The organism is Pseudooceanicola sp. LIPI14-2-Ac024 (genome assembly GCF_042188925.1).
Taxonomy (GTDB): Bacteria; Pseudomonadota; Alphaproteobacteria; order Rhodobacterales; family Rhodobacteraceae; genus Pseudooceanicola.
Map to the genome: position 1 here is coordinate 2143935 of NZ_CP170102.1, position 20327 is coordinate 2164261.

The 20327-nt window shown below is 66.5% G+C and carries 15 protein-coding genes and 1 pseudogene; 5 read left to right on the forward strand and 11 right to left on the reverse strand.

Features of this window, described 5'->3' with window-relative positions; all coding sequences use genetic code 11:
• Nucleotides 1-4: 4 nt before the first annotated feature.
• The gene (locus ACE2AC_RS10550; RefSeq protein WP_375686953.1) at nt 5-1477 is read right to left on the reverse strand and encodes an oligosaccharide flippase family protein; all 1473 of its coding nucleotides are present in this window, start codon (nt 1475-1477) and stop codon (nt 5-7) included.
• 663 nt (nt 1478-2140) lie between these two features.
• Here ACE2AC_RS10550 and ACE2AC_RS10555 point away from each other — a divergent pair.
• A complete protein-coding gene (locus ACE2AC_RS10555; RefSeq protein WP_375686954.1) occupies nt 2141-3088 on the forward strand; it encodes a glycosyltransferase family 2 protein in 948 nt (315 codons plus the stop codon).
• Nucleotides 3089-3199: 111 nt separating this feature from the next.
• Here the strand turns inward: ACE2AC_RS10555 and ACE2AC_RS10560 are convergent, their stop codons facing one another.
• The 4 genes from ACE2AC_RS10560 to ACE2AC_RS10575 all read right to left on the reverse strand — a co-directional run bounded on the left by ACE2AC_RS10560 (nt 3200) and on the right by ACE2AC_RS10575 (nt 8935).
• On the reverse strand, nt 3200-5353 hold the full coding sequence (locus ACE2AC_RS10560) for a GumC family protein (RefSeq protein ID WP_375686955.1): 2154 nt from the start codon (nt 5351-5353) through the stop codon (nt 3200-3202).
• Nucleotides 5350-6465, reverse strand: coding sequence for a glycosyltransferase family 4 protein (locus ACE2AC_RS10565; RefSeq protein ID WP_375686956.1), 1116 nt, complete (start codon nt 6463-6465; stop codon nt 5350-5352). Before ACE2AC_RS10565 ends, ACE2AC_RS10560 begins: the two co-directional genes overlap by 4 nt.
• A gap of 66 nt (nt 6466-6531) precedes the next feature.
• Nucleotides 6532-7668, reverse strand: a complete 1137-nt coding sequence (locus ACE2AC_RS10570; protein ID WP_375686957.1) for a glycosyltransferase family 4 protein — start codon at nt 7666-7668, stop codon at nt 6532-6534.
• 64 nt (nt 7669-7732) lie between these two features.
• On the reverse strand, nt 7733-8935 hold the full coding sequence (locus tag ACE2AC_RS10575) for a polysaccharide biosynthesis/export family protein (protein ID WP_375686958.1): 1203 nt from the start codon (nt 8933-8935) through the stop codon (nt 7733-7735).
• A gap of 207 nt (nt 8936-9142) precedes the next feature.
• Here ACE2AC_RS10575 and ACE2AC_RS10580 point away from each other — a divergent pair, with 207 nt between their 5' ends.
• The 4 genes and pseudogenes from ACE2AC_RS10580 to ACE2AC_RS10595 form a co-directional block, all read left to right on the forward strand.
• Complete coding sequence (locus ACE2AC_RS10580) at nt 9143-10432, forward strand: O-antigen ligase family protein (RefSeq protein WP_375686959.1); 1290 nt, start codon at nt 9143-9145, stop codon at nt 10430-10432.
• A gap of 256 nt (nt 10433-10688) precedes the next feature.
• Nucleotides 10689-11531 carry a WecB/TagA/CpsF family glycosyltransferase gene (locus ACE2AC_RS10585; protein ID WP_375686960.1) on the forward strand — a complete coding sequence of 281 codons (843 nt, stop codon included), beginning with the start codon at nt 10689-10691 and terminating at the stop codon, nt 11529-11531.
• Nucleotides 11528-12937, forward strand: coding sequence for a sugar transferase (locus tag ACE2AC_RS10590; protein WP_375686961.1), 1410 nt, complete (start codon nt 11528-11530; stop codon nt 12935-12937). The genes ACE2AC_RS10585 and ACE2AC_RS10590 overlap by 4 nt, the downstream gene beginning before the upstream one ends.
• Nucleotides 12938-12976: 39 nt before the next feature.
• Nucleotides 12977-13918, forward strand: a pseudogene (locus ACE2AC_RS10595) (UDP-glucuronic acid decarboxylase family protein); the annotation flags it as partial.
• A gap of 123 nt (nt 13919-14041) precedes the next feature.
• On the opposite strand, the gene ACE2AC_RS10600 reads toward ACE2AC_RS10595, so the two are convergent.
• The 6 genes from ACE2AC_RS10600 to ACE2AC_RS10625 all read right to left on the reverse strand — a co-directional run bounded on the left by ACE2AC_RS10600 (nt 14042) and on the right by ACE2AC_RS10625 (nt 20277).
• Nucleotides 14042-14791 (reverse strand): LuxR C-terminal-related transcriptional regulator, encoded by a 750-nt coding sequence (locus ACE2AC_RS10600; protein ID WP_375692094.1) that lies wholly within the window; start codon nt 14789-14791, stop codon nt 14042-14044.
• 669 nt (nt 14792-15460) lie between these two features.
• Nucleotides 15461-16630: a DegT/DnrJ/EryC1/StrS family aminotransferase gene (locus ACE2AC_RS10605; protein ID WP_375686962.1), complete on the reverse strand. Its 1170-nt coding sequence runs from the start codon at nt 16628-16630 to the stop codon at nt 15461-15463.
• Entirely contained in the window at nt 16627-17634 is a 1008-nt protein-coding gene (locus ACE2AC_RS10610; protein ID WP_375686963.1) for an SDR family NAD(P)-dependent oxidoreductase, read from the reverse strand. Before ACE2AC_RS10610 ends, ACE2AC_RS10605 begins: the two co-directional genes overlap by 4 nt.
• Before the next feature lie 17 nt (nt 17635-17651).
• A complete protein-coding gene (locus tag ACE2AC_RS10615; protein WP_375686964.1) occupies nt 17652-18761 on the reverse strand; it encodes a DegT/DnrJ/EryC1/StrS family aminotransferase in 1110 nt (369 codons plus the stop codon).
• Nucleotides 18758-19777 carry a Gfo/Idh/MocA family protein gene (locus tag ACE2AC_RS10620; RefSeq protein WP_375686965.1) on the reverse strand — a complete coding sequence of 340 codons (1020 nt, stop codon included), beginning with the start codon at nt 19775-19777 and terminating at the stop codon, nt 18758-18760. Before ACE2AC_RS10620 ends, ACE2AC_RS10615 begins: the two co-directional genes overlap by 4 nt.
• Entirely contained in the window at nt 19774-20277 is a 504-nt protein-coding gene (locus ACE2AC_RS10625) for an acyltransferase (RefSeq protein ID WP_375686966.1), read from the reverse strand. The genes ACE2AC_RS10620 and ACE2AC_RS10625 overlap by 4 nt, the downstream gene beginning before the upstream one ends.
• Between the last annotated feature and the right edge of the window lie 50 nt (nt 20278-20327).

The following is a 20327-nucleotide window of genomic DNA, read 5'->3' on the forward strand; positions in this document are numbered from 1 at the left end:
CTTTCTACCTATTCTCTGGGGACAGGGCCGGGCGGCGCTGGCGGTCGACGATCATCCGCCAGGCGGCCAGAAGCTCTGCCCGGATCGGGTGATGCAGGACCATGACGGCCGTGACCCAGCCGACCACCCCCGCCGCGAGGGCCAGGCCGGTTTCCAGCAGGCCGAGGTGCAGGCCGTTCGGGGACAGCAAAACGATCGCCACCGGGCCGACCGCGGCCCCGGCGGTGACCATGGCGCTCGACCGTACGGCGGATGCGAAGGCGCGCCACCGGAACCCGATGGCCCGGCGGACATAGACCAGCGCCACGGCCATCTGGAACGGCAGGATCAGCAGCATGCTGGCCGCCATGGCCTGCAGGCTGATCGTGGACGCGGCGATCAGCACGAGGGCCGAGGGCGGGAGCGAGATCAGGCTGCTGGTCAGCGTGTCGCGGACCCGGCCGACGCTGACCAGGACGGGAAAGGTCATGAAGGCCGGCGCCGAGGCCATCATGGCAATCGCGATCATGCGCACGAGCGACGGCACCTCGCCCCATTGCGGCCCCAGCAGCAGGTCGACGATGGGGTCCGCCAGCAACGCCAGGATCAGCAGCGTCGGCCATTGCAGCGCCGACATCAGCTCGAACCCGCGCAGGTAGCTTGACCGGATGTCACCGTCCTCGCGCACCTGCGCGGCCATCGAGGGCAGCACCACCGGCTGCACGCCCGAGACCAGGGCCCGGTCGGGCAACTGGCAGATCGTCAGGGTGCGGCCGTAGGTTCCGACCGCCTCCACCCCGATGGTGCGGGCAAGGGCAAAGCGCGGCAGGAATTCGAACGCCATGTTCAGGAGCGTAACGGACGACGAGATCGCGCCGAACGACAGGATCCGGCCCGCCCCCGTAAGCGACGGCACGTAGGCCGAAAGGTTCGGCCGCGCGACCACCGCCATGAGGGCGATGCAGCCGGTCGTCACGATGAAGCCCCAGACATAGCTGTCGGGCCCGTGCCCCATCAAGCCGAGTGCGATGGTCACCCCGGCGCCAGCGATGGCGGCGACGACGTTGATCAGGGCGAGGGTGACGAACTCAAGCTCGCGCTGCAGCACGGCGAGGATCGGGATGCTGACCGGGGCCGCCAGGAAGCCGATCACGCTCAGCCGCAACAGGCGGTCCAGTTCGGGTTGCCCGAAGTATCGGGCCATCGCGTCTCCGGCCGCCAAGATGAGGAGCGCCACGGCCATCGACATGAGCGCACTGATGGTGAAGACGGACCGCAGGACGCTCAATGTCAGAACCCTCTCCTGGACGATGAAGATGCCGACACCAAAGGCGCGCAGGTTGTCGGACAGCAGAATGACCATGTTCGCCAGGAGGTAGAGGCCGACCTCGGCGGGTGTCAGCAGCCGGGACATGACCGCCAGTGTCAGCACCCCGATCGCCTGGCTCAGGTACTTTTCAACAACCGAGGCAAGGATGCTCTTCCGGACAGACCCCAATCGCCGCGCCTCCGTTCTCGGGTCGGACGACCCAGATCAATCGCCAAGCATTCCTGCCGTTCGAGATTATCCGCGGACCCCTGACGCCGGAATTCATCAATTCGGCTAGGGCGCTCGGTTAGACGTCCGGAGGGCCGTGGAGCCGTGGAGAGGGCGCCTGGCGACCGAGCGGCAGCGTGTTCCAAGGCGCTGCGACCGGGAAACAGGTGTGGCTGTGTTCGTTTCAGGCCATGCCGCGGCGCGGTATCCGCGCCGCGTGATCCGGATGGCGGAGGCGGGGCGGCGCCCTGCTACCGCTTTCGGAGGTATCTTCCGACACATGGTGGACCGGCTTGCCAGCACCGCCGGCGGATCATGCGAAAAGGTAATCCCGCACGTGGGTGCGGAAACGGCCACCCGCGGCTCGAACCTTGGTGCGCGGGATCAGCCGTCCGGTGGTCACCTTCGGGACGGCCCCGCCGAAAGTGGCATGTCCACGCGCGATCATGGCCGAACGGTGCAGTTCCCCGAAGGCCGGCCATGGCCGATCCTCCTGAGACGCAGGCCGAGAGGAGCGCGGCACGTCATGGAAAAACACCGTCTCAAGCCGACGAAGATCATGGTCCGCCGTCGCGGCGAGGCTTGCCCGCACCTGCAGCGGTCAGGGTCCAAGGGTGTCGACGCATGACGGACCGGCCCGAGATCAGCGTGCTCATCAACAACTACAACTATGGCCGCTTCCTCGGGCAGGCCATCGACTCCGCGCTCGACCAGGACGGGGTGCGCAACGAGGTGATCGTGGTCGACGACGGTTCCTCCGACAACTCGGTCGATGTCCTAGAAGGCTACGGCGACCGGGTGCGCGCGGTGATCCAGCCGAACGGCGGTCAGGCCGCAGCGATGAACGCCGGTGTGGCGGTGGCGCGAGCACCCCTGATGGCCTTTCTCGACGCGGACGACTGGTGGATGCCCGGCAAGCTTGCGGCGGTGGTCGATGCGTTCCGCCGGTCGCCTGACGCGGGCCTCGTCTATCACCGTCTGCAGCCCGTCCACTCGGACGGCACACATGCCTTCGCCGCGATCCCGCGCTCGCTCTGCGCCGGCGACCTCGGGCCTCTGCTGCTTTCGAGCGGCGGGCGCTGGCCCTTTCCGATGACTTCATCGCTCAGCCTGCGCCGGACGCTCTGGGACGAGGCCGGCGACATCCCGCGGCAGTTCCGGATCTCGGCCGATGCATGGATCACCGGCGTCCTGCCGTTCCTGACGCGGGTCACCGCCCTCCCCGAGGCGCTCGGCGCCTATCGCATCCACCAGAACACCTGGTATCGCAGCGACGTCGACGCAGAGGCTCTGGCGCGTCGCATCACGCATTGGGAAGAAACGGTGCGGGTCACGAACGACGTGCTCGCGGTGCGCGGCCTTCCGGGTCGTTTGCGGATAGAGGATCATTTCGACCATGCCGAGGCGCTGGCCCGGCTGGGCCGACAGAATGCGCCCGGCCCGGTCGCGCTGGCGCTGCAGAGCCTGGGCGATCCCGGAGAACCGAACCTGCTGCGGCGCGCCCGTCGCAGCCTGCGGCAGCTGGCGCCGCGCCGACGGACGACAGCCCGGTCATCCGTCGGCGCGTCCTGACGGTGCCTTGAAAGGCAGGCGGATCAATCTGCCCCCTTCGTCCACTGCCATCCCTCACGGGACCAGCTTCGGTGCATCGCCGGGTCGGATGTGGCACCCGCTGCGCGCCGCTCAGGTCGTCGACAGCGGCGCCAGCGCCCGGAAGGACGCGGCATCAGGCACGCCGTAGAGGGCATGTTTGCGGTAGTTCACCGCGTTCATGATGACGAAGAGGCGTTCGCCATCGGAGCTGTCGAGCCGAGCCACCACCATGTCGGCGGTCTTTCGCGGCACGCTGTTCCAGCGCATCACCAGCAGCGTGCGATCGCCCAGTCCGGACGGAAGCCGCCCTGACGACCGCGCGAGCACGGCCGGCGCGTCGAAGATCACGACGGCCCCCGCAAGTTCGGCGTAGCGCTTGATCGCAAGGGTTTCGTCGTCGTTCGGGAAGAACCCGGTGCCGGGCCGGTCGCACATGATGTAGCTGAGGCCGGTGTCCGGCGCGAGCTTTGCCACAGGTTTGTATGCCCCAACCCGGGCATGATCGCTGCCGCGCAGGCCGATGCCGAACTGACGCGCCTTGGCCCCGGCGTCGCACTGCACGATGAACGTCTTGCGCCCGTCGGCCTCAAGCGTGAGGGCGAGGGCCCGCGACAGCGTCGATGCCCCTTCTCCGCGCCCTGCCGAGGTCACCATCAGGCTGCGGATCGGGCCATCCGCGTCTGCCTCCATCGCGCGCAAGGCATTCCTGACCTCGTCCGCAAAGAAGCTGTCGGTGCCGTTGCGAATGATCTGGTGCAGGGACTTGAGCGTGCGGCGGCGGGCAACCGGCACCATGCCGACCTGCAGGAGCGACCCCGCCGTTTTGATCTGCTGCACGGTGCGCACGCGGTCATTGATCAGGTCCCAGAGCCCCACGATCGTCACCGCCCCCGCGAGGCACACGGCGAAGGTCATCATCAGGTAGAACCGCTTGCCACGCGTGATGGGCCAGCGCGGCACGGTGGCCGGGACCAGCGTCTCAACCTCCACCGCATTGGCCGACATGCTGGCCGACAGCATGTCGATCTGCTCGTCGAGGCCCTTGACCTCGTCCATCAGTTCCCCGGCGCGGTCCTGCAAGGTGGTCAGTTCGGCGACCTTGGAGCTTTCGTCGGCCGCCTTGCCCTTGGCCTCGTCCACGCGCAGGTCGAGGCGCTCCATCTCGCGATCGAGCGCCTCGAGCCGGAGGGTCAGCGCCTCTTCGCGGACCGCGATCCGGCTGTTGATCTCGTCCCGCAGGCTCTCGACCTCGTTCGAAAGCGTCACGACGGCAGGGTATTCGCTGCCGTAGGTGGCGGTCAGCTCGTTCAACCGGTTCCTCTTGGTCTCGAACTGGCGGCGCAGCCCCTGGAGCTCCGTCGCCTCGGGGCTCCGGCCGCCCAGTTCCGAAGGCTCCTCGGTCGCGACGGCCGCCAGCGCCTCGAGCACGGATGATCTGCGCGCCTGGAGATCGGTCTGCTGTTCGGTGAGCGAGGTCAGGATCACCGAAGCCGCATCGGGCCCGCCGGCCGTCGACACCTCGTGCGTCGCCTGGAACGTGTCCGCCTCTTGCTGCGCCTGTTCGTAGAGCGCGGCACTTGCCGCACGGCGGTCGGTCAGCCAGCTCAACGCGCTTTTCATCCGCTCCTGGAACTTCGCGTTCCGATGTTCGCGGTACACCTCGATGGTCGTGTTCGCCCCCGCGGCGGCAAGCGCCGGATCCTCGGAACTGAACCGCACCTCGACGACCGGCGTCCCCGCCACCTGGTAGACCGCACGGGCGGCGCTGACCGACTCGACCACGGCGTCGCGGTTGCTGCCGGCCTCTCCGGGCATGTCGACGCGCCGCAAGGTCGGGAACTGCCGGGCCAGCCAGCTTGGTTCCCGGTGCGCGGGATTGAACTCGGGCACGTCCGAGAGGCCGAGGCGATCGATCACCACGTCGAGGTTTTCCCGCGACGCGATGCGCTGCACTTCCTGCGACAGGCTGACCTCGTGCTCGGTGCCGAGGAGGGACTGTTCCGCCGGGGGCAGGATCATGATCTGCGTCGACGCCGAAAACATGCTCTTCAAAGACAGGATCGACGGCAGGGCGGCCAATGTCATCAGGCCGGCCAGGGCGAGGATGGCAAGGTACCTGCGGCGCAGCAGACGCGTGAAGACGCCGACGTCGATCTCGAGCTCGTCGAGCGGCGCCAGCTCGGGCGGTGACTTGGCATTCGTCGACGCGGGTCCAAAGCCGTGGGGTCCCCGATTGACGTTCATGCCGCACCCTCCGGCACGAGGGCGGGGCTGCCGAGGCCGGCATAGATGTCCGCCAGGCGGGTGGCGTAGCTCCGGATGTCGAGACGGGAGAGGAAGAGGTCCCGCCCCGCCGCGCCGATGCGCTGGCGATGCGCGGGATGGTCGATCAAGCCGGCCATGGCGGACGCGAGGGCGGCAGGTTCGCCGACCGGGACAAATACGCAGGTGTCGTCGTGCCGCAGAAGGTCCTCGTGCGCCCCGACCCGCGTCGTGATCACGGCAAGCCCGTGCGACAGACCCTCGAGGACCGCCATCGCAAACCCCTCGGCATGGGACGGCAGCACGAGGATATCAGCGGCTTGGCACAGCGAACGAACCTCGGCCTCGGACACCCAGCCGGGCATGTAGACCCGGTCGCCCAGGCCCAGCGTCACGGCCATCTCGCGATAGTCCGCCACCGGGCCGTTGCCCGCGATGGTCGCCCGCCACGATCGCCCGGCCATGCCCGGGTGCGCGAGGGCCGAGAGAAGTTCGGGCGTGCCCTTGCGTGGGCCGAGCTGGCCGAGAAAGAGGATGTGCACCGGGGCATCCCCGCCGGGCCGCGCCGGTCGCGGCCCCGGATCGGGCACGCAGTTGTAGGCGATGGCGATCCGCTCGGGCGGCACGCGCAGGAGGTCGCGCACGAGGTCCCTGTCGCCTGCGCCGAGGACGATCACCTTGTCGGCCCCCTGGAACATCGCCCGGACCGCCGCCTGCTGCCACCCGGGCCTGGCCAGGTAATCGGCCCTGTAGTCGTAGTCATGCAGGTGAAGGACGTGCCGCGCCCCCATGTGCCGGGCGGCCGAGGTCAGGATCAGCTTTCGCGCGGTGCTGCCGCGTCCCGCGACGTGGATGTGGTGGATCATGTCGGGCGTGCGGGCCCTGTCGCGGGCCAGGGTCGCCATCGCGGACGCCATCTTGCCGCCCGAGGACAGCGCATTCCATTCCGGACCGCGCGTGTCCTGGATCTCGTGTCGGCTGGTGCCGGGCTGGGCATCGACGATGTACCCGACAAGACGGCCTATGCCGCCGCCCTGTTCCCTGCCGCCGGGAAGGTAGTGGCGAACGCTCGGCAGCGCGGGCGACGGTTTCATGGTCAATGTCATCAGGCGATCCAGCGGGGGTTGGCGACCAGAAGTCTCAAGCATCAATCGGAAAATTCAATTTGACTGGCCGGGCATGGCCTCAACCTTTCGAAGGTGTCCTTCATCCGTTCGAAGGATGTGGCGGTACATGTCGACGGTCATCGCGCCGACGGCCTCGGGCGCCGCTGGTCCCCGGGCCCAGGCAAGGCTGTTGTCCGCGAACCGTGCCCGCCGTTCCGGGTCCCGGGCCAAATCCGCAATCGCGGATGCGAGGGACGCGGGGTCCGAGGGGGGCACGACGATACCAAGCTCGTGCTCTGTCACCGTGGCACCGATCTCGCCGACATCCGTGGCGACAACCGGCGTGCCGAAAGCGGACGCCAGGTGGAGGACGCCGCTCTGCGACGCCTCGGTGTAGGGCAGGACGACGACGTCGGCCTCGGTGAACAGGCGGGCGACCTCGATGTCGTAGATGAAGCGGTTGTGGATCTCGTAGCGCGTGGCGTCGCCCATCTCGGCCGACAGGTCGTACGGGTTGTCCCCGCGCCCGGCGATGACGAGCCTGAAGTCCTTCAGCCCGCGCCCCAGAATGGCCTCGGCCTTCACGAGGTCGGACAGCCCCTTGTAGGCGAACAGGCGGCCAAACATCAGGATGGTGAGCCTGTTCCCGGCCCCTGCCCGTCGCATGCCCTCGGCGCGCGCGAGCGCGGCATACCGATCGATGGTGGGATGCGGCAGCACGTGGATTCGTTCCCGTTCGATCCTGAGCATCTCGTGGGCCTTGCGGCTCAGCGTCTCGCCGTGGACGACGACGTGATCGGCCTGCCGCGCCATCCATCGCGACGTCCAGCCGGGCAGACGCGCGGTTTCGCGGTCGCCGGGGTGAACCTCGACGTCATGGACGGTGACGACCAGCGGCCGTCGCCCCACCAGGGCGGGAAGCGCGTTCAGCCAGACGGTGGTGTTGCTGAGGACATGCACGACGTCGGGCCGTTCGGCGGCGATGAGGCGCGACAGCGACCACAGGAACCCGGCATTGCGCGGCGAGCGGACGCGCGGCCAGTCGACCAGGCGCAGGTCGATACGGGGATCGATCCAGCGCCGGACATCGGCATAGAGCCGTTCGGGGCTGACCATCACCACGTCGGCGTGGGGCGCCAGACCGTTGGCACAGGCGATCGCATGGTCAAGCGGTTCAGAGGCGAGGAGCATGACTTTCAAGATGTTCTTCCCGCTCCCTCTGGCCGGTCGAGGCTGTTGTCGATTTAGGCAATGCCTAGCTTTTCGGGGACGCCAGGAACGCCACCTCGATGACGTCGCCCGGTTCGACCAGGGATGCCATCGACGCCGGGATCGACCGGCTGGCGCCGTCGACCATCCGATGGATCGTGACCGAGGTGACCGGCTGCGTGGGCTGCTGCGCCTCTTCGCTGGCCTCGGCCGACTGGACGATGCGAAGCTCGATGACCTCAAGCTGGGCCTTCAGGTTCGCGCGCGATGCCAACGCGTTGGACAGGGCCGTGCGAAGGGCGATGTCGCGCTCTGTCTCGGCGACCAGCACCTTGTGATCGTTGGCCGCCCGTTCCTGCCGGGCCCGCGCGGCGAAGGACCGCGTTTCGAGGATGCCGCTCGACAGGGTGGCGTTTTCGCGGGCCAGGTCGGTGATCCGCGAGGCCGGAACCAGGCCCCTTTCCCGCAGTTCCCGTGCGGTGGCCATCTCCTTGTCCTGGCGCGCCTGCTCCTCCTGCTGCAGCACCGAACGCTGTTCCAGAAGCGTCAGTTCGAAGTCGAGCAGTTCGCCCGCCTTTCGCAGGTGGCTCTTCTCTTCCTCGAACTTCCTGCGTGCCCCGGCGCGCAGGGCCGCATCAAGTCGGATCACGTCGTCGGCTTCCTGGTCCGTCAGCTGCGACATCGCGGTCCGGTCAAATGCTGTGGCCGCATCGGCCAGCCCGAGGTCCTCCTGCAGACCGGCGATCAGCACCTCGGCCTGGAACAGCCTGTAGGCGACCGCCTTGCGCTCGGCCAGAAGCTCGTTCGGGGACAGCCCGCCGCCCGATCCCGAGGGCAGCGCCAAGTCCAGACCGCCGGCCGCGATGATCAGCTGGCGCACGGTGAACCCGTGCGAGTACTCGTAGGACCCCGGCCGCCGGACCCGGCCATCGGCATAGACCGGGCGCCATTCCGTGACATCGACAAAGACCGTGGGCGACCGGATCAGGTTCGCCTCCCGCAAGGCGGCCGAGATGATGCGCGCGATGGCCTCCGGCCCGTGACCGGCGATCACGATCCCGCCAAGCCCTGCCAGCACGACACGACCGTCGGGATCGACGACGCTCACCCGGTCCATCTCGGGCGCTTCGGTGATCTGGATGGAAACCGTGTCCCCGCTCTGCACCGAGGTCTCGGCCGCGGCCGGGGCCATGACGGCGAACCAGGCGCCAAGACTGAGAAGGCATGCGAAGAAGGCTCGTCCTGTCATGTCATGTCGACCTTTTTCGTGGCGGGCCGGGGCCGGGAGGCGGCAATCGGGATCAGGCCGAACGTAGCAGCGGCAAAAAGCGGCCAGCAACTGACCAACAGGCCTCGCCGCTCATCCGAAAGCACAGCCGGTTCGGCCATAAGGTGAATTTCCGCCCGGTGGCCGACGCGCTAAGTGCGACAGGACGCAGGGACAAGGACCACGTCAGTGCCCAAAGTTCGCATTGCGCACCACGCATTCGCCATCGACGGCCGGACGGTCGAACTCGTGGCCATCGGGCTGGCGCTCACCATCCAGTCCGGCGCCATCTTTCCCATGTTGTTCTCGGGCGGAACCGGGTTTCTGGATGCCGCGGCCGAGGCGCGCCTGCGGATGCTGTCGCTGCCGATCTACCTCGTCGCGATCACGCTCGTCCTCGGATCCTCGGCCCAGTTCCTGATCGCCGTTCGCCGCAGCGTCCCGCTGCTGGTCTTCTACCTGCTGCCGCTGCTGTCGGTGATGTGGTCGATCTCACCCGCGCTGTCGCTGCGGCGGGCGGTGGCTCTCCTGCTGTCGCTGCTCTTTGCCTACGCGATCGCCATCAGGACCACGCCGACCCAGTTGCTGAGGATTTTCACCATCATGATCGGCATCTTGATGGGGCTGAGCCTGCTGTTGATGGGCGCGGCGCCGCACGTTGCCTTCATGCCGGACGAGGGGTCGCTGCGCGGCGTCTTCACGCACAAGAACTCGCTGGGCTGGATCTCGGCCCTGGGCGTCGTTGTCTCGGGCCTGGCACTCTACATCCGGGTCGAGGGGTTTCGGCGGATCGGTATCGTCGCGTTGCTCCTGTCGCTGGCCTGCCTCGTCCTATCGCAATCCGTCACCAGCCTGTTCTCTGTTTTCATTGCGGCGACCTTCATCGGCTTTTACGAACTTCTCAAATCCCGAAATGGATTGAGCCGTTTCATGTTCGGGTTGATTTCCATCGAACTGGGCATCCTCCTGATGATCGGGCTGAGCTCGTACCTCCCGCTTCTGCTCGAAGCGCTTGGAAAGGACCCGACCCTGACCGGGCGCGTCCCGCTCTGGGGCCTGGTGGACGATCGGATCGCGATGCGCCCACTTCTTGGGCACGGGTACCAGGCCTTCTGGACCGAGGCTAACCCGGGGGCCTGGGAAATCTGGGGGGCGATCCAGTGGCGCGCGCCCCATGCCCACAACGGCTACCGCGACCTCCTGCTCAGCGTCGGGGTGGTCGGGTTCGCCGTCATGGCAGCCATCCTGGTTCCGACGATCCGAGATGGTGTCCGGCTGCATTGCCAAGCCAATGACATGAATTGGCTTTTTCCAAACGTGATCGTGGCGCAGATCCTCGTCATCAACCTGACCGAGAGCAACCTTCTGGGCCAGACCGACATCCAGTGGACGCTGGTCACCGTTTCGCTGATCTGGATCATGACCCGCACGAGAGAGGCTGCTGTCCTGCAGCGCCGGGCCGTCCTCTCCGCGACCTAGCCCGGGCCGCGGGCGCGGTTCGAGCGTCCGGCGCATCCGGTTCAGGCCCGCCACGCGACCGGCGCAGGGTGTCCACCTTCGGATGACCCCGGGGCGCCACCTTCCTCTTTCGACCAGTCACATCGGCCCGTTTGCCGAGATTGGTGAGGCGCCGGGGCAAATAATGCTCGAATAGGCAATTCGCGGCGCGCCGGGGAAAACCTAGGCTCGATCCGGAAGATGTTTTCATTTCTGGAGCTCCGGCGTGATTTCCAAAATGCAAGATAATGACGAACTTGCCGCGATTGGCGGCAGCGCCCCCCAGGTCAACGTGCTGGGCGTTCGAATTTCGGCGATCTCGCTCGAGGCGACGACGCAGGCGGTCCTGTCCTGCGTGTCGGCGGGCCGGCGCGGCTATATCTGCGTGCGCGACGTGCACGGCGTGATCGCCTGCCAGCGCGACGCGACGCTGAAGGAGGTGCACAACCGGTCGTTCCTGACCGTGGCCGACGGGATGCCGATGGTCTGGGCGATCCGGCGCGACGGGCACGACATGCCCGGGCGGGTCTACGGCCCCGACCTGATGCTGAACGTGCTGGCCGCCGGGCTCGACGGACGGAGGCGGCATTTCCTCTACGGCTCGACCCCCGAGGTCCTCGCTTTGCTCCGGGAGAAGCTCTCGGACCGGTTCCCAGGGGTCGAGATCGTCGGCGCCTACTCACCCCCGTTTCGCGCCCTGACGGAAGAGGAAGAGGATGGCATCGCGACCGTCATCAACGATGCCCGCCCCGACATCGTGTGGGTCGGCCTCGGCACACCGAAGCAGGAGCTGTGGATGGGCGCGATGCGCGACCGGCTGGACGCCCCGATGCTGATCGGTGTCGGTGCGGCGTTCGATTTTCACGCCGGCCTAAAGCCGCAGGCACCGGGCTGGATGCAGCAGCGCGGGCTTGAGTGGCTGTTCCGCCTGTCGACGGAACCGCGCCGGCTGTGGCGGCGGTATGCCCACACCGTGCCCAATTACATCGTCCTCAGCTCCCTGCAACGCGCCGGGATGCGGACCTACACGCTGCCTTCCTTCCCCGCCCATGGCGACGTCGCACGGGAGGCCGCGGAATGAGCTATGACACCGCCGCGACAGTGCTCGACCGCCCGGTGCGCCTCGACACCCCGGCCGAAGGGTTCATCCCCTTGGGCGTTCCGACCAAGGCCCCGACCCCGCCCCGGGTCAGCCGGGCCGGCGCGTCGGCCGGCCTGTTCGCCGCGGATGTGCTGGGCCTCGTGGTCGTCGGTATTCTCACCGTTGCCCTCAGCGACGAGGCGTCGGGCGCGCCCGGCCTGCCGCGGCTGATCTTCTTCACCTCGCTCGTGGCCCTCGCCCTCAGGGCACTGGCCGGGCTCTATCCCGGTCAGCTCCTCCACGCCGAAGAGCTGCTGCGCCGGGGCGTGCTGGCCAACGCGATGGCGGGCATCGGAACGGCGGTGGTGGCGCTGGCGCTTTTCGACAATGTCGAGGTCGGCCTGCCGGCGGCGATCTGGACACTGCTGGCCTGCCTGTTGCTGCCGCTGTTTCGCGGCACGACCAAGCGGCTGCTGGCCCGGTTCGGGCTCTGGTCGATACGGGCCGACATCATCGCACCGGTCGAGCGCCGCGAGGTGCTGGCAAACTACCTTCGCGCCCATTGGCAGCATGGCCTGGCCCCGGCTCCGTCCGGTGCGGCCAGGTCGCCGGTGGCCGTGCTCGCCCGTGACGAACTGCCGTCGAAAGAGGAACTGAAGCGGCTCCAGATGTTCTATGGTGAGGTCATCCTCCTGGCCGACGTCCCGCCGCAACGCGCCTCGGGCCTCAGGCCGCACGGGCTGGGCGGAGAAGTCGGCATTCGGCTTGTCCGGCCGGGGACGCGTCAGCAGCTCGAATGGCTCAAGCGGGCCACCGATCTCGCCATCGCCATCCCCGCCGCGATCCTGCTGCTGCCGATCATCGCCGTGGCGGGTGGCATCATCTACCTGGTCGATCCCGGCCCTGTGTTCTATCGCCAGAAGCGTGAAGGGCGGGACGGCCGGATCATCGACCTGCTCAAGCTGCGGACGATGTACTGCGACGCCGAGGCGATGCTGCAGAAGCTGCTGGAGGAAGACCCGGCGGCGCGCAGGGAATGGTCGGAGCACTACAAGCTCAGGCACGACCCGCGCATCCTGCCGGTGATCGGCAACTTCCTCAGGGTGTCGAGCCTCGACGAGATGCCGCAGCTCGTCCACGTCATCACCGGCGAGATGAGCCTCGTCGGGCCGCGCCCCTTTCCCTACTACCACCTCGACGCGATGCCCGCCGACTTCCGCGAGAAACGGCGGAGCGTCACCCCCGGCCTCACCGGCCTGTGGCAGATTTCCAGTCGCAGCGAAGCGGACATCGAGCAGCAGCAGCAGCTCGACGAGTTCTACATCGACAACCGCTGTTTCTGGTTCGACCTGGTCATCCTCATCAAGACGGTGCCTGCCGTCTTCTTCCACAAGGGCGCCTACTGAGACGCTCTCCATTCTCGCATGGGCATGAAAGGAGTTGGAATGTTTCGAAGAAAGAGAGTCCTTGTCGCGGGCGGTGCCGGATTCCTCGGCTCATTCCTCTGCGAGACCCTGCTCAAGATGGGGAACGAGGTCATCTGCCTCGACAATTTCTACACCGGCTGCCGGGAAAACATCCATCACCTGATGGGCGATCCGAAATTCGAGGTCATTCGCCACGACGTGACCGTCCCGATCTACATCGAATCCGACGAGATCTACAATCTCGCCTGCCCCGCCTCGCCCGTGCACTACCAGAACGACCCGGTCCAGACCGTCCGCACCAACGTCCTTGGCGCGATGAACTTGCTGGACCTGGCGCGCCGCACCGGGGCCCGCATCTTCCAGGCGTCCACCAGCGAGGTCTATGGCGATCCAGCCGTGCACCCGCAGGTCGAGAGCTACTGGGGCAACGTGAACCCGATCGGCCTGCGGTCGTGCTACGACGAGGGCAAGCGCTGCGCCGAGACGCTGTTCTTCGACTATCACCGGCAGTACGGCGTCGACATCCGGGTGGCGCGCATCTTCAACACCTACGGGCCCCGGATGCATCCGGACGACGGGCGGGTGGTGTCGAACTTCATCGTCCAGGCCCTGCTTGGCCGGCCCGTGACGGTCTACGGAGACGGCCTGCAGACCCGGTCGTTCTGCTACGCGACCGACCTGATTTCGGGATTCCTCAAGCTGATGGCGGCCGAGGGCGACGTGTACCGGCCCGTCAACCTCGGCAACCCGTCCGAGTTCACCATCGCGCAGCTGGCCGAGCTGGTGATCGACATGACGGGCACGTCGTCCAGGATCGTGTGGAAAGAAGCGCCGCAGGACGACCCCACGCAGCGCAAGCCCGACATCAGCGTTGCAAAAGAACTGCTTGGCTGGCGCCCCGAGGTCGCGCTGCGGGAAGGGCTGGGGCGCTGTATCACCTATTTCGAACGGCAGCTCGCGCCCTACCGGATCACCGAGGTGACGCAAGAGAGGTTGCCCCCCTTCGCGTTCCCCGCCGAAACTGAAAAAGGTCCGGCCGACCTACATCGGCGAATAGGTCCGATACAGGTCGGCGCGACGGCCCTAGATCCTGGGGCCGTCGTGCTGATGGATATGCTCGGTCAGGCGATAGGCCGCCTGGGTCCGGTTCGTGACACCCAGCTTGCGCATGATGTTCCTGATGTGAACCTTCACCGTGCTCTCGCACAGGTTCAGTTCGTAGGCGATCGTCTTGTTCGCCGCCCCGCGCTGAAGGGCCCGGGCCACCTCGAGCTGGCGCGCCGTGAAGAGCTCCTCCAGGCCGTCGCTCTGACGCGCCGGCTTCTCGCTCACCACGCTTCTCAGGACCGACATGATGTTCGCCCGCGGCAGGAACATCCCGCCCGAGGACACGACGCGGACCGCTTCGATGACGTCCGCCATCGAGGCGCTGGACGGGATGTGACCGGCCGTGCCCGCATCCAGCGAGGCAAGGATCGCGGTCGGTTCGTCCACCTGAGAGATGGTGATGACGGGCGATTGACCGGCGTCGGCCACGAGGGACCGCACCTGGGCCAGCGCATCATCATCGAAAATGGAACGGTGATTCAGATTGAAGACAATTACTTGGTCATCGGAAATCCTGGCACGCCGCCAGGCATCGATTGAATTAAAAGCGTGGCAACTTGCATGTGTATATGAATTTGAAATGATTTCACGAAGGCACTCGCGCTCGAGCGACCTGTCGTCGATGATCACGATGCTACCAAGCACGGACTCGTCTGCGCGGTCACTTCTTCTGGTCTCGGGTGCGCGTACAGGAACAATTGACTTGTCATAAATTGCCGACATCATTGCTACCTCCTCGAACTATGATTGGCATTCCAATCAGGGCACCGGGTGGCCACTCAGAGCGTCCGGCATCCGCCACCAAGTGTGGATATCAGGACTGGGTCGCGCTGAGGGGAAAGCTTCAAAATTGGTACTTCGAAAAAACGAGCACCGGCCGATCAACCGGCAGCGGTGTAGGTCGTAGTGTCCCCAAAAGGTCGATAGTAACGCCAAGACCATAGCACGAAAAGGCGATGGCGCCCCGCCTTTCCACCAGAGAAACCCTCTTTTGTGGATAATTTGCACATGGCGAGCGCATAATGGTGCAGGAGATCTATCACAGGTTGTGTGGCGGCTTGACGATATTCGATATGGTTGATAAGCAAACCCGATAGATATTATCGCCTTTAGTGCAAAACCCGGAATGTGATTCTCATGAGAAAATCGGTTGCGGCTTATGTCGGCAGATCGCCCGCAGCGATATCCCTCTGATTTTAGGGGGATTAAATATTTCCAATAGAGAAAATTGAGCGTAGAAGCCGAAAACCCACGCCGACAACAGCAGATAAACGCCAAAATGGTTCTAAAATGCGATTCGCAGCCTGCATTAAATAACAATTATTCTTGATGCATCTTTGCGAGCTGTGGAAAACACCAACTTCGGGGCCACCCGACCGCCGTCAGTGAGCCCGCTCAGGCCGACCGCAGCACCGCATCACCGCGGCATTCGATGACGGCATCGCGCAATGCCGCGACCACGCAATCGACGTCGTCCATGGCCATCTGCGCGTAGAGCGGCAGCAGCACGCTATGGTCCCGCGCCGCTTCGGATCGCGTCAACGGAAACGGCAGCGGCACGTCGGCCCGGGCCCCTTCCAGGTGCATGCACATGATCCCGCGACGGGTGGCGATGCCCTGGCCCAACATCCGCTGCATCACGGCCCTCTGGTCGAGGTCGGGGCCCAGCGTCACAGCGTAGCTCTGCCAGTTCGACCGGGCCCAGTCGGGTTCGGCGGGGGCCGTCACGCCATCAATCGTTTCCATGCGCTCGGCATAGGCGGCGGCAATCTCGCGCCGCGCGCAGACGATGCCGGGCAGACGTTTCAACTGCGCGCGCCCGATGGCCGCCTGGATATCGGTCATCCGGTAATTGTAGCCCTGCACCGGGTAATCCTCGAAGATCACCGCCGAGGCCGAATGACGTTCCCGGTCGGACACCGACATTCCATGCTGCCGCCAGAGCCGGAACCGGGCGTCGAGTTCGGCGCTTGCCGTCGTCAGCATGCCGCCTTCGCCGGTGGTGATGACCTTGCGGGGATGAAACGAGAAGCAGGCGACCTCACCGATCGGCTGTCCGACCTTCTGCCATCGCCCGTTCATCCGGATCTCGGACCCGATGGCGCAGGCCGCATCCTCGACGACAGGGATGCTATGGCGCCGCGCCAGCGACGCCAGCCCCGCCATGTCGCAGGGCATGCCGATCTGGTGGACGCAGAGGATGGCCGCCGTCCGCCTGGTGATCGCCGCCTCGACCGCGCCGACATCGATGTTGAAGCCGCCCGCCTCGATATCGACAAAGACCGGCATGGCCCCGCATTGCCGGATGACATTTGCCCCGGCGATGAAGGAATGGCTGACGGTGATGACCTCGTCCCCGGGGCCGACTCCGACCCCCAGCAGCGCGAGGTGCAACGCCGTGGTGCAGTTCGATACGGCGCAGGCGTGCGGCGCCCCGACGAGCGCCGCGAACTCTTCCTCGAAGGCGGCGACCTGCGGCCCCTGGCTGACCCAGCCCGACAGGACCGCGGCCTTTGCGGCGTCGGCCTCCTCCTCTCCGAGGAGCGGTTTCGCGATCGGGATCATTCGCCGGCCGCCATCATAGGTGCATCGACCTGGCCGGTTTCCTCACGCCACCAGGCAATGAGGTCGCGCAGCCCCGCATCGACCGGGATCGCGGCCGCGAACCCAAGGTCGCTGCGCGCCGCCACGGCCGAGGCGATCCGCCGGGTCACCGGGTTCACCGACCGCTCCTCGACGTGTTCGGGCACGAGGTCGGGGCGCCCCATTTCGCGCGTCATGATGTGGGCCAGCTGCTTCAGCGAGGTCTCGGTCTGGGAGCCCACGTTGTAGACCGCGTCCGACACCGGCGCCTTGGCGGCGAGGATGTTCGCCCGCGCGACGTCCCGCACGTCGATGAGGTCCATGGTCTGCGCCCCGTCGCCGAAGATCAGGGGCGGCTTGCCCGCGGCCACCCGTTCCATCCAGCGCACCATCACCTCGGTGTACTTGCCATGGATGTCCATCCGCGGGCCGTAGACGTTGAAATATCGCAGCGCGACATAGTCCAGTTCGTACATGTCGTTCAGGCTGCGCAGCAGGCCCTCGCCAAAGCTCTTGGCGGCGCCATAGAGCGTCCGGTTGGGATAGGGCGGCTCGTCCTCGGTCGTCGGGAAATGCGCGGCGTCGCCGTAGATCGACGCCGAAGAGGCCATCACCACCCGCCGCACCTTGTGCGTCACGCAGAGCATCAGGAGGTCGTAGGTCGCATCGACCATCACCTCCATCGCCTGGTCGGGTTCGGCGGCGCAGTGGGTGATCCGCAGCGCGGCCTGGTGGAACACCACGTCGCTCTGCGCGACGAGCCGCTCCATCAGCGCATGATCGCGGATGTCGCCCTCGATGATCTTGACCCGCGGATCGCGCAGCGCCGCGGCCAGGTTCGCGGGCCGGCCACGCACCATGTTGTCGATCGCCGTGATCTCGGCACAGCCCTCGCCCAGGAGCGCGTCGATGATGTGCGACCCGACAAAGCCCGCCCCGCCGGTCACCAGAACGCGGGCGTTGGTCAAAATGGATGGCTCAGTCATGGATCAATGTCCTCGTCCTAGGCAGGTATGAGCTGGTCGCAGATCGTGTTCATCGCGGCGATCACCCTCTCGATGTCGAGCGGGGCGAGTTCCGGGTAGAGCGGCAGCGACAGTGTCTCGCGGGCGTAGGCCTCGGCGTGCGGCAGGTCGCCGGGGCCATAGCCCAGGTCGGCATAGGCCGGGTGCAGGTGCACCGGCTTGGGATAATGGATGTTCGTCCCGATCCCGGCATCCGTCAGCTCGGCCTGCAGGCGGGCGCGGTCGGGCACCCGGACTGCGTAGACATGGGCCGAATGATCGGTTCCGAACGGCCCCGCCGCGCGCCGGATCACCGGGGCGAGGTTGTCGCCGTAGCAGTTCGCCACCGCACGCCGTGCCGTGTTCCAGGCCATCACGTGCGGCAGCTTGACCCCTAAGACCGCGCCCTGGATGGCGTCCATCCGGTAGTTATGACCCCGGAAGACGTGGTTGTGCTTCCCGACCTGGCCCCAGTCGCGATAGCTCCGCACCAGGTCGGCGAGGTCGTCGTCGTCGGTCACGACCATGCCGCCCTCGCCCGCCGCGCCGAGATTCTTGCCCGGGTAGAAGCTGAAGCATCCGGCACGGCCGAATGTCCCCGCACCCCGCCCGTCACGCATGGCACCGACCGCCTGGGCGGCATCCTCGATCACGACAAGGCCATGGGCCTCTGCCACGGCACAGATCGCCGTCATGTCGGCCAACCGCCCGTGGAAGTGCACCGGCATGATGGCGCGCGTCCGGGGCGTTATTGCCGCCTCGATCCGCCCGGGATCAAGGTTCCACGTCTCGGGGTCGATGTCGACGAACACCGGCGTGGCGCCGACGTAGAGGATCGCCGCCACCGTCGCGACGAAGGTCGTCGGCGTGGTGATCACCTCGTCGCCCGGACCGATGCCCTCGGCCAGAAGCGCGAGGTGCAGCGCGGATGTCCCCGAGCTGACGGCGATGGCGTGGCGGCTGCCGCAGAGCCGGGCGAAACCGCGTTCGAACGCGGCCACGGGCTCACCCAGGATGAAGGTGCAGTCGCGCATGGTCGCGAGGACCGCCGCCTCGATCTCGGGGGCGAGGCCGTTGTACTGGGCCTTGAGGTCTAGAAACGGGATCACGAAGCCACCCTCTGCGTCATCAGGTCCACCGGGAAACCACGCATCTGCGTGGACTTGCTGGCCGCGGCCAGCATCTCGACCACCCGCAGCCCGCCGATGCCGTCGGTCATCGGCGCATCGCCCTCTGTGATCGCGCGAGCGAATTCCTCGACCTCGGTCAGCAGCGCCTCCTTGGTTGACAGCGCCGGGGCGTGCATGTCGCCCAGGCGATAGGCCACCATGTCGGCATAGGGCGTGGTCGGGGCCTGCGCGCCGCGGTCGTAGATCTTCACCTTCTCGCTGTTCAGCATGTCGTCGTAGACGATCATCTGGCGGCTGCCGCCGATCAGGATCTGCCGGATCTTGACCGGGGACAGCCAGTTCACGTTGAGATGCGCCTGCGCCCCGTCCTCGAAGAAAATCGTCAGGTGCGCCAGGTTCTCGGGACTGCCGTCGATGAAGCCCGCCGCGCTGGCCGAGATCGCGGCAGGCCGCGCGGTGAAGAGGTGATCCATGATCGCGAAGTCATGCACGGCGAGATCCCAGATGACGTTCACATCGCGCTGGAAGATGCCGAGGTTCACGCGCGTCGAGTTGTAATAGAAGAGATCACCGATCCGCCCCTCGCGGATCAGCGACGCGATCTTCTGGACCGCGCCGGTGTAGACGAAGGTGTGATCGACCATAAGCACGACGCCCCGCCGGTCGGCCGCGTCCACCAGCAGGCGGGCGCGGTCCGGCGTTTCGGCCATCGGCTTTTCGACCAGGACGTGCTTGCCCGCACGGATCGCCGCCATGGCCAGGTCGAAATGCGTGTGCACCGGCGTCGCAATCATGACCGCGTCCACCTTGGGATCGGCGATCATCTCGGGGATCGACCGGGTCAGCCGGGCGGAAGGGTGGCGCGTGCCCGCCCGTTCCAGTGCGGCTTCCGACTGGTCGGCAATCATCTCGACCACGGTCTCCCCGGCCTCGGACACCGCCCGCGCCAGGTTGGGGCCCCAGTAGCCGTAACCGGCCAGTCCGATCCGGATCATGACAGCACCCTCTTGCTGAGTTCTGGTTCGCGGTTGCGGATGTCGCCGATCACCCGGGCAGGCACGCCCGCGACGATCGCGTAGTCCGGGACGTCCTGCGTCACCACCGACCCCGCCCCGACGAGGGCCCGCACGCCGATGACGATCCCGCAGAGGATCGTCGCGTTCGACCCGAGGGCCGCGCCCTTGCGCACCAGCGTGGGCAGGCAGGTCCAGTCTTCGGGCCCCTTCAGGGTGCCGTCGGTGGTCGTGCTGGCCGGGAACATGTCGTTGGTGAACATCACGCCGTGCCCGACAAAGACCTCGTCCTCGATCCGGACCCCTTCGCAGAGGAAGGAATGCGACGATATCTTGCATTTCGCCCCGACCTCGCACCCGGCCTGGATTTCGACGAAAGGACCCACCATCGTGCGGGATCCGACCCGGCAGCCGAAGAGGTTGACGAGATCGGGCTGGGGAATTCGAATGTCGTCGGCGAGATCGCAGTTCTTGATGGGCAAATCACGTCCCCCAATGCGGGCCAATGCGTTCGTCAAATTCAGGATCAGAC

Excerpts from the sequence above, each read along its gene's own strand:
- ACE2AC_RS10555 (WP_375686954.1), top strand. The coding sequence starts at position 2,141 with ATGACGGACCGGCCCGAGATCAGCGTGCTCATCAACAACTACAACTAT.
- ACE2AC_RS10560 (WP_375686955.1), bottom strand. The coding sequence starts at position 5,353 with ATGAACGTCAATCGGGGACCCCACGGCTTTGGACCCGCGTCGACGAAT.
- ACE2AC_RS10565 (WP_375686956.1), bottom strand. The coding sequence starts at position 6,465 with ATGAAACCGTCGCCCGCGCTGCCGAGCGTTCGCCACTACCTTCCCGGC.
- ACE2AC_RS10570 (WP_375686957.1), bottom strand. The coding sequence starts at position 7,668 with ATGCTCCTCGCCTCTGAACCGCTTGACCATGCGATCGCCTGTGCCAAC.
- ACE2AC_RS10575 (WP_375686958.1), bottom strand. The coding sequence starts at position 8,935 with ATGACAGGACGAGCCTTCTTCGCATGCCTTCTCAGTCTTGGCGCCTGG.
- ACE2AC_RS10585 (WP_375686960.1), top strand. The coding sequence starts at position 10,689 with ATGCAAGATAATGACGAACTTGCCGCGATTGGCGGCAGCGCCCCCCAG.
- ACE2AC_RS10590 (WP_375686961.1), top strand. The coding sequence starts at position 11,528 with ATGAGCTATGACACCGCCGCGACAGTGCTCGACCGCCCGGTGCGCCTC.
- ACE2AC_RS10600 (WP_375692094.1), bottom strand. The coding sequence starts at position 14,791 with ATGATGTCGGCAATTTATGACAAGTCAATTGTTCCTGTACGCGCACCC.
- ACE2AC_RS10605 (WP_375686962.1), bottom strand. The coding sequence starts at position 16,630 with ATGATCCCGATCGCGAAACCGCTCCTCGGAGAGGAGGAGGCCGACGCC.
- ACE2AC_RS10610 (WP_375686963.1), bottom strand. The coding sequence starts at position 17,634 with ATGACTGAGCCATCCATTTTGACCAACGCCCGCGTTCTGGTGACCGGC.
- ACE2AC_RS10620 (WP_375686965.1), bottom strand. The coding sequence starts at position 19,777 with ATGATCCGGATCGGACTGGCCGGTTACGGCTACTGGGGCCCCAACCTG.